This window comes from Streptomyces sp. NPDC046887, from assembly GCF_040644755.1.
GTDB lineage: Bacteria > Actinomycetota > Actinomycetes > Streptomycetales > Streptomycetaceae > Streptomyces > Streptomyces lichenis.
In genome coordinates, this window is record NZ_JBEYXH010000012.1 from 172,487 (window position 1) to 185,049 (window position 12,563).

A 12,563-nucleotide genomic window follows, 5' to 3' on the forward strand; every position below is an offset into this window, starting at 1 on the left:
TCACGACCGCAGCTCCTTGCCCGTCAGTTCCAGGAAGACGTCCTCCAGGGTGTGCCGCTCCACCGCGAGGGCGTCCGGCATGACCCCGGCCTGGGCGCACCAGGAGGTGACGGTGGCCAGCAGCTGGGGGTCGATGGTGCCGGAGACCCGGTAGACGCCGGGGCTCAGCTCGGCGGCGGCGGTGCCGTCGGGCAGCGCCTTGAGCAGGGCGCCCAGGTCGAGACCGGGGCGGCCGGTGAAGCGCAGGGTGTTCTCGGCGCCGCCCCGGCACAGCTCCTCGGGGGAGCCCTGGGCGATCACCCGGCCCGCGTCGATGATCGCCACCTCGTCCGCCAGCTGCTCGGCCTCGTCCATGAAGTGCGTGGTCAGCACGGTGGTGACGCCGTCGGCGCGCAGTTCGCGGACCAGCTCCCAGGTGGCCCGGCGGGCCTGCGGGTCCAGCCCGGCGGTGGGCTCGTCCAGGAAGACCAGCTCGGGGCGGCCGACCACGGCCATGGCCAGGGCGAGCCGCTGCTGCTGGCCGCCGGAGAGCCGGCGGTAGGTGGTGCGCCCGCAGGAGCCGAGGCCCAGGCGCTCGATCAGCGTGTCCACGTCCAGCGGATGGGCGTGCAGCTTCGCCATATGGCGGAGCATCTCCTCGGCCCGGGCGCCGGAGTAGACGCCGCCGGACTGGAGCATCACCCCGACCCGGGGCCGCAGCCGGGCGGCGTCGGCCACCGGGTCCAGGCCCAGCACCCGGACGGTGCCGGCGTCCGGGCGCCGGTAGCCCTCGCAGGTCTCCACGGTGGTGGTCTTGCCGGCCCCGTTGGGCCCGAGCACGGCGGTCACGGTGCCCGCCCGGACGTCGAGGTCGAGGCCGTCCACCGCGGTCTTCGACCCGTACCGCTTGACCAGGCCCCGGACCTGGACGACGGACTCGTATCGCATGCCGGAAGTCTAAGGAGGTGGCAGGGGCGGCGAGGAGGGCGGGGCGGCACCCGGATGGCGGCCGAGGGGGCCGGCCGGCCCTGCCCCGGTTCATCCGACCGGGGCAAACCGGGCACCGCCTCCGGCCTGCGAGAATGCGCCCAGGTGATCGTTTCCGCAGGTCAGGTTAGGTTTCCCTTAGTGACGCACTCCACCGCACGATGATCGCTGTGCGGCTTGTCACGTCCCCGCGAATTACGCAACAATGGCGTTGTGAAAAACGTCGGTGAGGCTTCCGCGGCACCAGCGGAGGAGATCACGACCGGTGAGCGGTCCACCCGCAACCGCGTCGTGCGCTCCGTGCTGGACCACGGCCCGTCCACCGTGGCGGAGCTGGCCCAGCGGCTCGGACTCACCCAGGCCGCCGTCCGGCGCCATCTCGACGCGCTCGTCGCGGACGGCACCGTCGCCCCGCGCGAGCAGCGGGTCTACGGCGCCCGCACCCGCGGCCGGCCGGCCAAGGTGTTCGCGCTGACCGACTGCGGCCGGGACGCCTTCGACCAGTCCTATGACGCGCTCGCGGTGGACGCCCTGCGCTGGATCGAGCAGAACGCCGGCGGCGAGGCGGCCGTGGCCGCCTTCGCCCGGGACCGCATCGAGTCCCAGGCGGAGCGCTACCGGGAGGCCGTCGAGGCGGCCCCGCCCCAGGAGCGCGCCGCCGCGCTCGCCAAGGCGCTCACCGAGGACGGGTACGCTGCCACCGCGCGCAAGGCGCCGGTCGGACAGCAGCTGTGCCAGCACCACTGCCCGGTGGCCCATGTCGCCGGGGAGTACCCGCAGCTGTGCGAGGCGGAGACCGAGGTCTTCTCCCGCCTCCTCGGCACCCATGTCCAGCGGCTGGCCACCATCGCGCACGGCGACGGGGTGTGCACCACGTACATCCCGCACACCGCGCCGACCGCGGCCGAGGACGAGGCCGCCCCCAGAGCCGCACCATCCGCACCAAGCACCGCACCACGCACGACATCACGCATTGCATCCGCATCTGCCAGCACGGCCGGGAGGAACCCCGCATGACCACCGAGATCAGCCACCCCGAGCTTGAGGGCCTGGGTCGGTACGAGTACGGCTGGGCCGACTCGGACGCGGCCGGTGCCGCCGCCAAGCGCGGACTCTCCGAGGCTGTCGTCCGCGACATCTCCGGCAAGAAGAACGAGCCCGAGTGGATGCTGAAGCTGCGGCTGAAGGGTCTGCGCCTCTTCGACAAGAAGCCCATGCCGAGCTGGGGCTCCGACCTGTCGGGCATCGACTTCGACAACATCAAGTACTTCGTGCGGTCCACCGAGGCGCAGGCCGCCTCCTGGGAGGACCTGCCCGAGGACATCAAGAACACCTACGACAAGCTCGGCATCCCCGAGGCGGAGAAGCAGCGCCTGGTCGCCGGCGTCGCCGCCCAGTACGAGTCCGAGGTCGTCTACCACCAGATCCGCGAGGACCTGGAGGCCCAGGGCGTCATCTTCCTGGACACCGACACCGCGCTGAAGGAGCACCCGGAGCTCTTCCAGGAGTACTTCGGCACCGTCATCCCGGTCGGCGACAACAAGTTCGCCTCGCTGAACACCGCGGTGTGGTCCGGCGGCTCCTTCATCTACGTGCCGAAGGGCGTGCACGTGGACATCCCGCTCCAGGCCTACTTCCGGATCAACACCGAGAACATGGGCCAGTTCGAGCGGACGCTGATCATCGTCGACGAGGACGCCTACGTCCACTACGTCGAGGGCTGCACCGCCCCGATCTACTCCTCCGACTCGCTGCACAGCGCGGTCGTGGAGATCATCGTCAAGAAGGGCGGCCGCTGCCGCTACACGACCATCCAGAACTGGTCGAACAACGTCTACAACCTGGTCACCAAGCGCGCCGTCGCCTACGAGGGCGCCACCATGGAGTGGGTCGACGGCAACATCGGCTCCAAGGTGACCATGAAGTACCCGGCCGTCTACCTGATGGGCGAGCACGCCAAGGGCGAGACCCTGTCCATCGCCTTCGCGGGCGAGGGCCAGCACCAGGACGCCGGCGCCAAGATGGTCCACATGGCGCCGAACACCTCCTCCAACATCGTCTCCAAGTCGGTGGCCCGGGGCGGCGGCCGCACCTCCTACCGCGGCCTGATCGAGATCGGCGAGGGCGCCCCCGGCGCCAAGTCCAACGTGCTGTGCGACGCGCTGCTGGTGGACACCATCTCCCGCTCGGACACCTACCCCTACGTCGACGTCCGCGAGGACGACGTCTCCATGGGCCACGAGGCCACCGTCTCCAAGGTCTCCGAGGACCAGCTCTTCTACCTGATGAGCCGCGGCCTCTCCGAGTTCGAGGCGATGGCGATGATCGTGCGCGGCTTCGTCGAGCCGATCGCCAAGGAGCTGCCCATGGAGTACGCCCTGGAGCTCAACCGGCTGATCGAGCTGCAGATGGAGGGCTCGGTCGGCTGACCCGCCGGCCGCCGCGGCGGGCGGCGCCCATGCCGCCCGCCCGCCCCCGTCCCCGTACACCGCACGCGTCGCCCCGAGCAGTTCCGCGGCGACGCAGCTACGCAGGAAGAGAGCAACACGACAGCCATGGCTGAGGCTTCAATCCCGGTGGGCTCCACCACCGCCGGTTCGATCGCGGTGGCCGCCGAGTCCACCGTCGCCACGCGCATGAGCGCGCCCCCCTCCTTCGACGTCGCGGACTTCCCCGTCCCGCACGGCCGCGAGGAGGAGTGGCGGTTCACCCCGCTGGAGCGGCTGCGCGGACTGCACGACGGCACCGCCATCGCCACCGGCGACGGCGTCCGCGTCGAGGTGGAGGCCCCCGAGGGCGTCACCGTGGAGACCGTGGGGCGCGACGACGCCCGGCTCGGCACGGCCGGCACCCCGGTGGACCGGGTCGCCGCCCAGGCCTACTCCGCCTTCGAGAAGGCCTCCGTCATCACCGTGCCCAAGGAGACCGTGCTCACCGAGCCGGTCCGCATCTCCGTGCGCGGCGAGGGCGGCACCGCCTTCGGCCACCAGGTCGTCGAGCTGAAGCCGTTCGCCGAGGCCGTCGTCGTCATCGACCACACCGGTGACGGCGTGCTCGCCGCCAACGTCGACTACCTGATCGGCGACGGCGCCAAGCTCACCGTGGTCTCCATCCAGGACTGGGACGAGAAGGCCGTCCACGTCGGCCAGCACAACGCGCTGGTCGGCCGGGACGCCTCCTTCAAGTCCGTGGTGGTCACCTTCGGCGGCGACGTGGTCCGCATCCACCCCCGCGTGGCCTACGCGGCCACCGGCGGCGACGCCCAGCTGTTCGGCCTGTACTTCACCGACAAGGGCCAGCACCAGGAGCACCGCCTGCTGGTCGACCACAACAAGCCGCACAACACCTCCAACGTCGCCTACAAGGGCGCCCTGCAGGGCGAGGCGGCGCACGCGGTGTGGATCGGCGACGTGCTCATCCGGGCCGCCGCCGAGGGCACCGACACCTACGAGCTCAACCGCAACCTGGTCCTCACCGACGGTGCCCGCGTCGACTCCGTGCCCAACCTGGAGATCGAGACCGGCGAGATCGCCGGCGCCGGCCACGCCTCGGCCACCGGCCGCTTCGACGACGAGCAGCTGTTCTACCTGATGGCCCGCGGCATCCCGGCCGCCGAGGCCCGCCGCCTCGTGGTCCGCGGCTTCTTCGCCGAGCTGGTCCAGCAGATCGGCGTGCCCGACGTCCAGGAGCGCCTGATCGACAAGATCGAGGCCGAGCTGGAGGCGTCCCTCTGATGCCCTTCGTCCGGGCCTGCGGGCTGAGCGAACTGGAGGACGACACCCCCCGCCGGGTCGAGCTCGACGGCACCCCGGTCGCCGTCGTGCGCACCGACGGCGAGGTGTTCGCCATCAACGACATCTGCTCGCACGCCAACGTCTCCCTCTCCGAGGGGGAGGTCGAGGACTGCTCCATCGAGTGCTGGCTGCACGGCTCCAGCTTCGACCTGCGCACCGGCAAGCCGTCCGGCCTACCCGCGACGCGCCCCGTCCCCGTGTACCCCGTAAAGATCGAAGGGGACGATGTGCTCGTCTCCGTCACCCAGGAGTCCTGAGTCACCCATGGCAACGCTTGAAATCCGCGACCTGCACGTCTCCGTCGAGGCCGACAACGCCACCAAGGAGATCCTCAAGGGCGTCGACCTCACCGTGAAGCAGGGCGAGACCCACGCCATCATGGGCCCCAACGGCTCCGGCAAGTCGACCCTCGCCTACTCGCTGGCCGGCCACCCCAAGTACACGATCACCAGCGGCACCGTCACCCTCGACGGCGAGGACGTGCTGGAGATGTCCGTCGACGAGCGGGCCCGCGCCGGCGTCTTCCTCGCCATGCAGTACCCGGTCGAGGTCCCCGGCGTCTCCGTCTCCAACTTCCTGCGCACCTCCGCCACCGCCATCCGCGGCGAGGCCCCCAAGCTCCGCACCTGGGTCAAGGAGGTGAAGGAGTCCATGGAGCGCCTCAACATGGACCCCTCCTTCGCCGAGCGGAACGTCAACGAGGGCTTCTCCGGCGGTGAGAAGAAGCGCCACGAGATCCTCCAGCTGGAGCTGCTCAAGCCGAAGATCGCGATCCTGGACGAGACCGACTCCGGCCTCGACGTGGACGCCCTGCGGATCGTCTCCGAGGGCGTCAACCGGGTCCGCGAGTCCGGCGACACCGGCACCCTGCTGATCACGCACTACACCCGCATCCTGCGGTACATCAAGCCCGACCACGTCCATGTCTTCGCCGGCGGCCGGATCGCCGAGTCGGGCGGCCCCGAGCTGGCCGACAAGCTGGAGGCCGAGGGCTACGAGGCGTACACGAAGGGCGGCACCGCCCAGTGAGCCGAGTCCGCGAGGCCACCCGCCCGCACCACACGGCCCGCGTCCAGCGGGTGCGCCTCGCGGGCGCCCACCCGGGCGGCACCAGCGCCCGGACCATTGAAAGGGGAGCAGCGTGATCCAGCTGCCGGGACTCCTCGACACCGAGGCGATCCGCAAGGACTTTCCGATCCTCGACCGCGTCCTGCACGACGACCGCAAGCTCGTCTACCTGGACAACGCCGCGACCTCCCAGACCCCGCGCCAGGTCATCGACGTCCTCAGCGAGTACTACGAGCAGCACAACGCCAATGTGCACCGCGGCGTCCATGTGCTGGCCGAGGAGGCCACCGCGCTCTACGAGGGCGCCCGCGACAAGGTCGCCGCCTTCGTCAACGCGCCCAGCCGCGACGAGGTGATCTTCACCAAGAACGCCTCCGAGTCGCTGAACCTCGTGGCCAACATGCTCGGCTGGGCCGACGAGCCGTACCGGGTCGACCGGGACACCGAGATCGTCATCACCGAGATGGAGCACCACTCCAACATCGTCCCGTGGCAGCTGCTCTCGCAGCGCACCGGCGCGAAGCTGAAGTGGTTCGGCCTCACCGACGACGGCCGCCTCGACCTGTCGAACATCGAGGAGGTCATCACCGAGAAGACGAAGATCGTCTCCTTTGTGCTGGTCTCCAACATCCTCGGCACCCTCAACCCGGTCGAGGCCATCGTGCGCCGCGCCCAGGAGGTCGGCGCCCTGGTCCTGATCGACGCCTCCCAGGCCGCCCCGCACATGGTGCTGGACGTCCAGGCGCTCCAGGCCGACTTCGTGGCCTTCACCGGCCACAAGATGTGCGGCCCGACCGGCATCGGCGTGCTCTGGGGCCGCCAGGAGCTGCTGGAGGACCTGCCCCCGTTCCTCGGCGGCGGCGAGATGATCGAGACCGTCTCGATGTCCTCCTCCACCTACGCCCCCGCCCCGCACAAGTTCGAGGCCGGCACGCCCCCGATCGCCCAGGCCGTCGGCCTCGGCGCGGCCGTGGACTACCTCACCTCCATCGGCATGGACAACATCGCGCGCCATGAGCACGCGATCACCGAGTACGCGATCAAGCGGTTCGCCGAGGTGCCGGACCTGCGCATCATCGGCCCGGCCACCGCGGAGGACCGCGGCGCGGCGATCTCCTTCACCCTCGGCGACATCCACCCGCACGACGTGGGCCAGGTCCTCGACGAGCAGGGCATCGCCGTCCGGGTCGGCCACCACTGCGCCCGCCCGGTCTGCCTGCGGTACGGAATTCCCGCGACCACGCGAGCGTCGTTCTATCTGTACTCCACGCCCGCCGAGGTGGACGCCCTGGTCGAGGGCCTGGAGCACGTCCGCAACTTCTTCGGATGACCGGATATCCGGATGACGACTTCTTCAGATGAGGGACTGAGGTACGCGTGAAGCTGGACTCCATGTACCAGGACGTCATCCTGGACCACTACAAGAACCCGCACGGGCGGGGCTTGCGGGACGGCGACGCCGAGGTGCACCACGTGAACCCCACGTGCGGCGACGAGATCACGCTGCGGGTGAAGTACGACGGCTCCCGCATCGCGGACGTCTCGTACGAGGGGCACGGCTGCTCCATCAGCCAGGCCTCGGCCTCCGTGCTGAACGAACTGCTGGTCGGCAAGGAGCTGACCGAGGCGGAGAAGATCCAGGGCGTCTTCCTGGAGCTGATGCAGTCCAAGGGCCGCATCGAACCGGACGACGCCATGGAGGAGGTGCTGGAGGACGCGGTGGCGTTCGCCGGCGTCTCCAAGTACCCCGCCCGGGTCAAGTGCGCCCTGCTGAGCTGGATGGCCTGGAAGGACGCGACCGCCCAGGCACTGGGCCAGGACGCGGAGAGGAAGACCGTATGACCGAGAACACCGCCCCCGAGACCGCCGCCGCCTCCGTGGCCATGAAGCCGGCCTCCGAGGAGGAGGTCCGCGAGGCCCTGTACGACGTGGTCGACCCCGAGCTGGGCATCGACGTCGTCAACCTCGGCCTGATCTACGGCATCCACATCGACGACGCCAACATCGCCACCCTCGACATGACGCTCACCTCGGCGGCCTGCCCGCTGACCGACGTCATCGAGGACCAGGCGAAGTCCGCCACCGACGGCATCGTCAACGAGCTGAAGATCAACTGGGTCTGGATGCCGCCGTGGGGCCCGGACAAGATCACCGACGACGGCCGCGAGCAGCTGCGCGCGCTGGGCTTCAACGTCTGAGAACGTCTGAGGTCCGAGACCTGCGACGAACGCGCCCGGCCCCGCCCCCGGACCACCTCCGGGGGCGGGGCCGTCGCCGTTTCCGGGCGGTACGCGGGGTTTCCGGGTGTACGTGGGGGGGCTCGGGTGTACGCGGAGGGCGCCGGGCCGCTTCCGGGTGCCGGGCTGCTTCCGGGGGGCGGGCCCCGCCCCGTACCGCTCCCGCCCCCCCGGCCCGTCCCCTGAGACCGGTTCGCCTGGCACCCGGCCCGCCGGTTAGGTTTCACACATGACTTCTGCACCTCGTAGCACCGGCGCGGTCGCCGCCGGCCTCGCCACCATCGCCGGTGACGGCACCGTCCTCGACACCTGGTTCCCGGCGCCCGAGCTGAGCGACCAGCCGGGCCCGGCCGGGACCGAGCGGCTCACCCCCGACGAGGCCGCCAACCTCGTGGGCGAGGGCGCGGCCAAGGCGATCGGCGTGGATGCCCGGCGCGGCGTCGAGGTCGTCGCGGTCCGCACGGTCATCGGCTCCCTGGACGACAAGCCGCTGGACACCCATGACGTCTGGCTGCGCCTGCACCTGCTCAGCCACCGCCTGGTCCGGCCGCACGGCCAGAACCTGGACGGCATCTTCGCCCTCCTCGCCAACGTGGCCTGGACCAGCCTCGGCCCGGTCGCCGTGGACGACGTCGAGAAGGTCCGGCTCAACGCCCGCGCGGAGGGCCTGCACCTCCAGGTCACCGGCATCGACAAGTTCCCGCGGATGACGGACTACGTGGCCCCCAAGGGCGTCCGGATCGCCGACGCCGACCGGATCCGCCTCGGCGCCCATCTGGCCGCCGGGACCACCGTGATGCACGAGGGCTTCGTCAACTTCAACGCCGGCACCCTGGGCACCTCCATGGTCGAGGGCCGTATCTCCGCGGGCGTCGTCATCGGCGACGGCTCCGACATCGGCGGCGGCGCCTCCACCATGGGCACCCTCTCCGGCGGCGGCAACGTCCGCATCTCCGTCGGCGAGCGCTGCCTGATCGGCGCCGAGGCGGGCGTCGGCATCGCGCTGGGCGACGAGTGCGTGGTCGAGGCCGGCCTCTACGTCACCGCCGGCACCCGGGTCACCATGCCCGACGGCCAGGTCGTCAAGGCCCGCGAGCTGTCCGGCGCCTCCCACATCCTCTTCCGCCGCAACTCGGTCACCGGCACCGTGGAGGCCCGCCCCAACAACGCGGTCTGGGGCGGCCTCAACGACATCCTGCACAGCCACAACTGAGCCCGGTCGCCGGGCGGCCGCGACCTGCGGCCGCCCGACGGACCCGTCCCATGGGTGGGCCGCGTCCGCAGCCAGTACGAGCGGGCCGCGACCGTGAGGGCGATGCCGTAGCCGGCGAAGGCGGCCATCCCGATCCAGCCGACCAGCAGCGCGTCGCCCGCGGAGGGGAAGTCGCCGCGCCGCATCGGCACCGCGCCGGAGGTGGCCAGGGCCGGATAGCCGGCCCCTAGGACGTCGTACGGGGCGAGGGCGGCGGCGCCGAGCAGCGCCGGGGCGAGCGGCAGCCAGCGCGACACCCGGCGGCCGCGTAGGAACGGCGTCCGGCTAGGGAAGACCTGCCCCCACGGGCGCGCCAGGCCCGAGAGCCGGCGAGGCGGACCGGTCGAGGAGCGGCGGACGGCGCCGGCGCGTCAACGCCGGCGGTCGGACCGGGCCGTCGCCGCGAGCCAAGTGACGGACCAGCCGATCCAGCTCATGGTGCGTGGGACCGAGGGCGGCCCCTACGCCACCTCGCCGCAACTGCCCGGCTTCCTGTATGGCGGCGCGACGCTCGCGGAGCTGCGTGCGGGTCTTCCTGAGGTTCTGGCCTTCCACCTCGAACACCCCGGGCCGTACCGGGTGACGGAGCATCACGAGCGTCACCTCGACGTCGCGGGTGGAGAACTCGTCACCCGAGTGGCCAACGACGAGTACGCGCCCTTCGCTCAAGGCGAGCGCTACGAGGGCTTGTCGGGGACCTGCCATGCGGGCACCCGGGGCCATAGCGCCGATACCCGGCTGAGCGAGATCCATCCGCTCCACCCCCATGGTGACGCCCGCCCAGCCTGCTGTAGGGGCCGCCTGAAGGCGACTTCGGTCAGCTCAGGGTCGGCGCCGCCCCCCGGCTCTGCGGCAGCGCGGTGAGTGCCGCCCGCAGGGCGCGGGTCGTGGCCGGGGCGGCGGGTTGGAGGGGGGCGCGGACGGGGCCGGTGTCGAGGAGGGCCTTGGCGGTGACCGTGCCCGGGAGGCCGGAGGCCATCATCAGCTCGGCCAGCGGCAGGAGTTCGCCGTGCAGGCGGGCCGCTCCGGCGGTGTCGCCGGCGTCGAAGGCGTCCAGCACGGCGCGTACCGCGGCGGGGGCCACGTTGGCCACGGTGGAGACACAGCCGGCGCCGCCCAGCGCGTACAGCGGGAGGTTCAGCTCCTCGCAGCCGGAGTAGTAGGCGAGCGAGGTGCGGGTGATCACCTTGGCGGAGCCGAGCAGGTCGTAGGCGCAGTCCTTGACGGCGGCGATCCGGGGGTGCGAGGAGAGGCGGAGCACGGTCTCCGGCTCGATGCGCACGCCGGTGCGGCCGGGGATGTCGTACAGCATCAGAGGGAGGTCGGTGGCGTCCGCGAGGGTGCGGAAGTGGGCTTCCAGGGCGGGTTGGGGCGGGCGGCTGTAGTACGGGGGGACGACCAGGAGCCCGGTCGCGCCGGCCCGCTCGGCCTGGCGGGCCAGTTCGAGGGTGTGGGCGGTGTCGGGGGTGCCGACCCCCGCGATCAGGGGGACGGAGGGGCCCACTGCCTCGCGTACCGCTGCCAGGAGGAGGGCCTTCTCGGCGTCGGTGGTGGTGGGGGACTCGCCGGTGGTCCCGGACAGGACGAGGCCGTCGCAGCCGGCCGCCAGGAGCTCGGTGGCGAGGGACTGGGCGCGGGCGGGGTCCAGGGCGCCGGTGGCGGTGAAGGGGGTGACCACGGCGCACAGGGCCTTGCCGAAGACGGCGCGGGGAGGAAGCATGCGGTGCAGTCTCGGCTCCGGCAAGCCGGGAGGTCCACTTAGATCTGCTCGCACCACACTCAAGCGTTGCTGAACGGTCGTCGGCCCCACCCGAAGTATGGGAGCCGGGCGGCGGGGTACCCGGAGCCTCCCCGTACGAGATGGGAGGCGACCCGATGGCCGGAGAACCGTCGGTCGGCGAGCTGGTCAAGCAGGCCTCGGAACAGCTCTCCGACCTGGTCAGGACCGAGATGCGCACGGCGCAGGCGGAACTGGCACTCAAGGGCAAACGCGCCGGCAAGGGCGGCGGGATGCTGGGGGCCGCGGCGGCCGTCGGCTATGTCGGTCTCATCGGGGTGTGGGCCACCCTCGCCGCGGTGCTGGCGATCCCGCTGGACGTCTGGCTGGCGGTGCTGATCGCGACCGTGGTGTTCCTGGTGGTGGCGGGGATTCTCGCCCTGCTCGGCCGCAAGGAGCTCAAGCAGGCCGTACCGCCCAAGCCCGAGCGGGCCATCGACGGGGTGCGGTCGGACGTCCACGAGCTCAAGGAGAGGGTCCACCGATGAGCGACAGCGCGAAGAGCCCGGGCCCCGATCAGCTGCGGCTGGAGGCGGCCCAGAAGCGGGCCGAGCTGGGCGAGACCATCGACCAGCTGATGGCGAAGACCGATGTGAAGGCGCGCGCCGCCCATCTGGTCCATGAGAAGGCGCCGCAGCCGGTGCGCGAGCACCCGCGGCAGGTCCTGGCGGCGGCCGCGGCCGCGGTGGCCGTGGCCACCGGACTGGTGATCTGGGGGCTGAAGCGCCGAGGAAGCGGCGGCGGTGGGCAGGTGAAGCCCCAGCAGCTGAAGCCGAAGCACCTGAAGGTGGAGCACCTGAGGGCGGAGCAGCTGAAGGCCGAGCTGCACAAGGCGGAGCTGGTCAAGGCCGAGCTGCTGAAGCAGGCGAAGGCGGCGCAGGCCAAGGCCGCGCAGGTGAAGGCCGTGCGGGTGAAGCGGAAGCCGAAGTCGACGTTCGTGAAGCAGCTCAAGCAGTTGAAGAAGTGGAAGCGGAAGACGCAGCGCAGGTGCGGTGCGCACGGGAAGTGGGGATGAGCTCAGTGGCCGGTTCGAAGGCGCCCAAGCCTCCGAAGTCGAAGAAGAAGAAAAAGCAGAAGCTGCTGTACCGCCCGGTCGGCCTCGCGCTGGGTATGGCGGGCGGCGCCATCGCCAGCACGGTGTTCAACCGCACCTGGGCGGTCGTCGGTGACGGGGACGCTCCGGACGCGATGGACGAGGAGCGCACCTGGAGGGAGATCCTGCTGGCGGCCGCCATCCAGGGCGCGATCTTCGCGGTGGTCAAGGCCGCGGTGGACCGCAGCGGCGCGGTCGGCGTCCGCCGGGTGACCGGCAACTGGCCGGGCTGACGCCGCCGAGGGCCGTGTGAGAGCGCGGCGCGCTCGCCGCGCTGAGGGGCCGTCTGCTCCCCGTCCGCTGACGCGGAGGTAGTCCCCGGAGACGACGTACCCGACGCCGAGACCGGTCAGCAGCAGCCAGCCCGCGCTGCCCC

Annotated in this window: 14 protein-coding genes; 12 read left to right on the top strand and 2 right to left on the bottom strand. The window is 71.4% G+C overall.

What is annotated here, in order from left to right; all coding sequences use genetic code 11:
* The gene (locus ABZ945_RS14885; protein ID WP_361268526.1) at positions 1-927 is read right to left on the bottom strand and encodes an ABC transporter ATP-binding protein; all 927 of its coding nucleotides are present in this window, start codon (positions 925-927) and stop codon (positions 1-3) included.
* Between the two features lie 252 nt (positions 928-1,179).
* Here ABZ945_RS14885 and ABZ945_RS14890 point away from each other — a divergent pair, with 252 nt between their 5' ends.
* The 9 genes from ABZ945_RS14890 to dapD all read left to right on the top strand — a co-directional run bounded on the left by ABZ945_RS14890 (position 1,180) and on the right by dapD (position 9,278).
* The gene (locus ABZ945_RS14890; protein WP_361268529.1) at positions 1,180-1,983 is read left to right on the top strand and encodes a metalloregulator ArsR/SmtB family transcription factor; all 804 of its coding nucleotides are present in this window, start codon (positions 1,180-1,182) and stop codon (positions 1,981-1,983) included.
* Positions 1,980-3,395, top strand: coding sequence for a Fe-S cluster assembly protein SufB (gene sufB, locus ABZ945_RS14895; protein ID WP_105867806.1), 1,416 nt, complete (start codon positions 1,980-1,982; stop codon positions 3,393-3,395). The genes ABZ945_RS14890 and sufB overlap by 4 nt, the downstream gene beginning before the upstream one ends.
* A gap of 126 nt (positions 3,396-3,521) precedes the next feature.
* The gene (sufD, locus tag ABZ945_RS14900) at positions 3,522-4,700 is read left to right on the top strand and encodes a Fe-S cluster assembly protein SufD (protein WP_361268533.1); all 1,179 of its coding nucleotides are present in this window, start codon (positions 3,522-3,524) and stop codon (positions 4,698-4,700) included.
* Entirely contained in the window at positions 4,700-5,017 is a 318-nt protein-coding gene (locus tag ABZ945_RS14905; RefSeq protein WP_248634688.1) for a bifunctional 3-phenylpropionate/cinnamic acid dioxygenase ferredoxin subunit, read from the top strand. The genes sufD and ABZ945_RS14905 overlap by 1 nt, the downstream gene beginning before the upstream one ends.
* 7 nt (positions 5,018-5,024) lie before the next feature.
* Positions 5,025-5,789: a Fe-S cluster assembly ATPase SufC gene (gene sufC / locus ABZ945_RS14910; RefSeq protein ID WP_248634687.1), complete on the top strand. Its 765-nt coding sequence runs from the start codon at positions 5,025-5,027 to the stop codon at positions 5,787-5,789.
* Positions 5,790-5,901: 112 nt separating this feature from the next.
* The gene (locus ABZ945_RS14915) at positions 5,902-7,158 is read left to right on the top strand and encodes a cysteine desulfurase (RefSeq protein ID WP_361268537.1); all 1,257 of its coding nucleotides are present in this window, start codon (positions 5,902-5,904) and stop codon (positions 7,156-7,158) included.
* 47 nt (positions 7,159-7,205) lie between these two features.
* Positions 7,206-7,670 carry a Fe-S cluster assembly sulfur transfer protein SufU gene (gene sufU, locus ABZ945_RS14920; protein ID WP_361268539.1) on the top strand — a complete coding sequence of 155 codons (465 nt, stop codon included), beginning with the start codon at positions 7,206-7,208 and terminating at the stop codon, positions 7,668-7,670.
* A 41-nt stretch (positions 7,671-7,711) separates the two neighbouring features.
* A complete protein-coding gene (locus ABZ945_RS14925; protein WP_248634748.1) occupies positions 7,712-8,026 on the top strand; it encodes a metal-sulfur cluster assembly factor in 315 nt (104 codons plus the stop codon).
* Positions 8,027-8,294: 268 nt separating this feature from the next.
* A complete protein-coding gene (gene dapD / locus ABZ945_RS14930; RefSeq protein WP_361268541.1) occupies positions 8,295-9,278 on the top strand; it encodes a 2,3,4,5-tetrahydropyridine-2,6-dicarboxylate N-succinyltransferase in 984 nt (327 codons plus the stop codon).
* 856 nt (positions 9,279-10,134) lie between these two features.
* Here the strand turns inward: dapD and dapA are convergent.
* On the bottom strand, positions 10,135-11,037 hold the full coding sequence (gene dapA, locus ABZ945_RS14935) for a 4-hydroxy-tetrahydrodipicolinate synthase (RefSeq protein WP_361268544.1): 903 nt from the start codon (positions 11,035-11,037) through the stop codon (positions 10,135-10,137).
* A gap of 155 nt (positions 11,038-11,192) precedes the next feature.
* Between dapA and ABZ945_RS14940 the strand changes: the two genes are divergently transcribed.
* The 3 genes from ABZ945_RS14940 to ABZ945_RS14950 are packed head-to-tail and all read left to right on the top strand — an operon-like array spanning position 11,193 to position 12,420.
* The gene (locus ABZ945_RS14940) at positions 11,193-11,582 is read left to right on the top strand and encodes a phage holin family protein (protein ID WP_361268547.1); all 390 of its coding nucleotides are present in this window, start codon (positions 11,193-11,195) and stop codon (positions 11,580-11,582) included.
* Positions 11,579-12,109: a DUF3618 domain-containing protein gene (locus ABZ945_RS14945; RefSeq protein WP_361268549.1), complete on the top strand. Its 531-nt coding sequence runs from the start codon at positions 11,579-11,581 to the stop codon at positions 12,107-12,109. Before ABZ945_RS14940 ends, ABZ945_RS14945 begins: the two co-directional genes overlap by 4 nt.
* On the top strand, positions 12,106-12,420 hold the full coding sequence (locus ABZ945_RS14950) for a DUF4235 domain-containing protein (protein WP_361268552.1): 315 nt from the start codon (positions 12,106-12,108) through the stop codon (positions 12,418-12,420). The genes ABZ945_RS14945 and ABZ945_RS14950 overlap by 4 nt, the downstream gene beginning before the upstream one ends.
* The last annotated feature ends 143 nt before the right edge of the window (positions 12,421-12,563 follow it).

Coding starts and splice junctions, on each gene's coding strand:
- sufC (WP_248634687.1), top strand. CDS start 5,025: ATGGCAACGCTTGAAATCCGCGACCTGCACGTCTCCGTCGAGGCCGAC.
- ABZ945_RS14945 (WP_361268549.1), top strand. CDS start 11,579: ATGAGCGACAGCGCGAAGAGCCCGGGCCCCGATCAGCTGCGGCTGGAG.
- sufB (WP_105867806.1), top strand. CDS start 1,980: ATGACCACCGAGATCAGCCACCCCGAGCTTGAGGGCCTGGGTCGGTAC.
- dapA (WP_361268544.1), bottom strand. CDS start 11,037: ATGCTTCCTCCCCGCGCCGTCTTCGGCAAGGCCCTGTGCGCCGTGGTC.
- dapD (WP_361268541.1), top strand. CDS start 8,295: ATGACTTCTGCACCTCGTAGCACCGGCGCGGTCGCCGCCGGCCTCGCC.
- ABZ945_RS14940 (WP_361268547.1), top strand. CDS start 11,193: ATGGCCGGAGAACCGTCGGTCGGCGAGCTGGTCAAGCAGGCCTCGGAA.
- ABZ945_RS14925 (WP_248634748.1), top strand. CDS start 7,712: ATGAAGCCGGCCTCCGAGGAGGAGGTCCGCGAGGCCCTGTACGACGTG.
- ABZ945_RS14950 (WP_361268552.1), top strand. CDS start 12,106: ATGAGCTCAGTGGCCGGTTCGAAGGCGCCCAAGCCTCCGAAGTCGAAG.
- ABZ945_RS14905 (WP_248634688.1), top strand. CDS start 4,700: ATGCCCTTCGTCCGGGCCTGCGGGCTGAGCGAACTGGAGGACGACACC.
- ABZ945_RS14885 (WP_361268526.1), bottom strand. CDS start 927: ATGCGATACGAGTCCGTCGTCCAGGTCCGGGGCCTGGTCAAGCGGTAC.
- sufD (WP_361268533.1), top strand. CDS start 3,522: ATGGCTGAGGCTTCAATCCCGGTGGGCTCCACCACCGCCGGTTCGATC.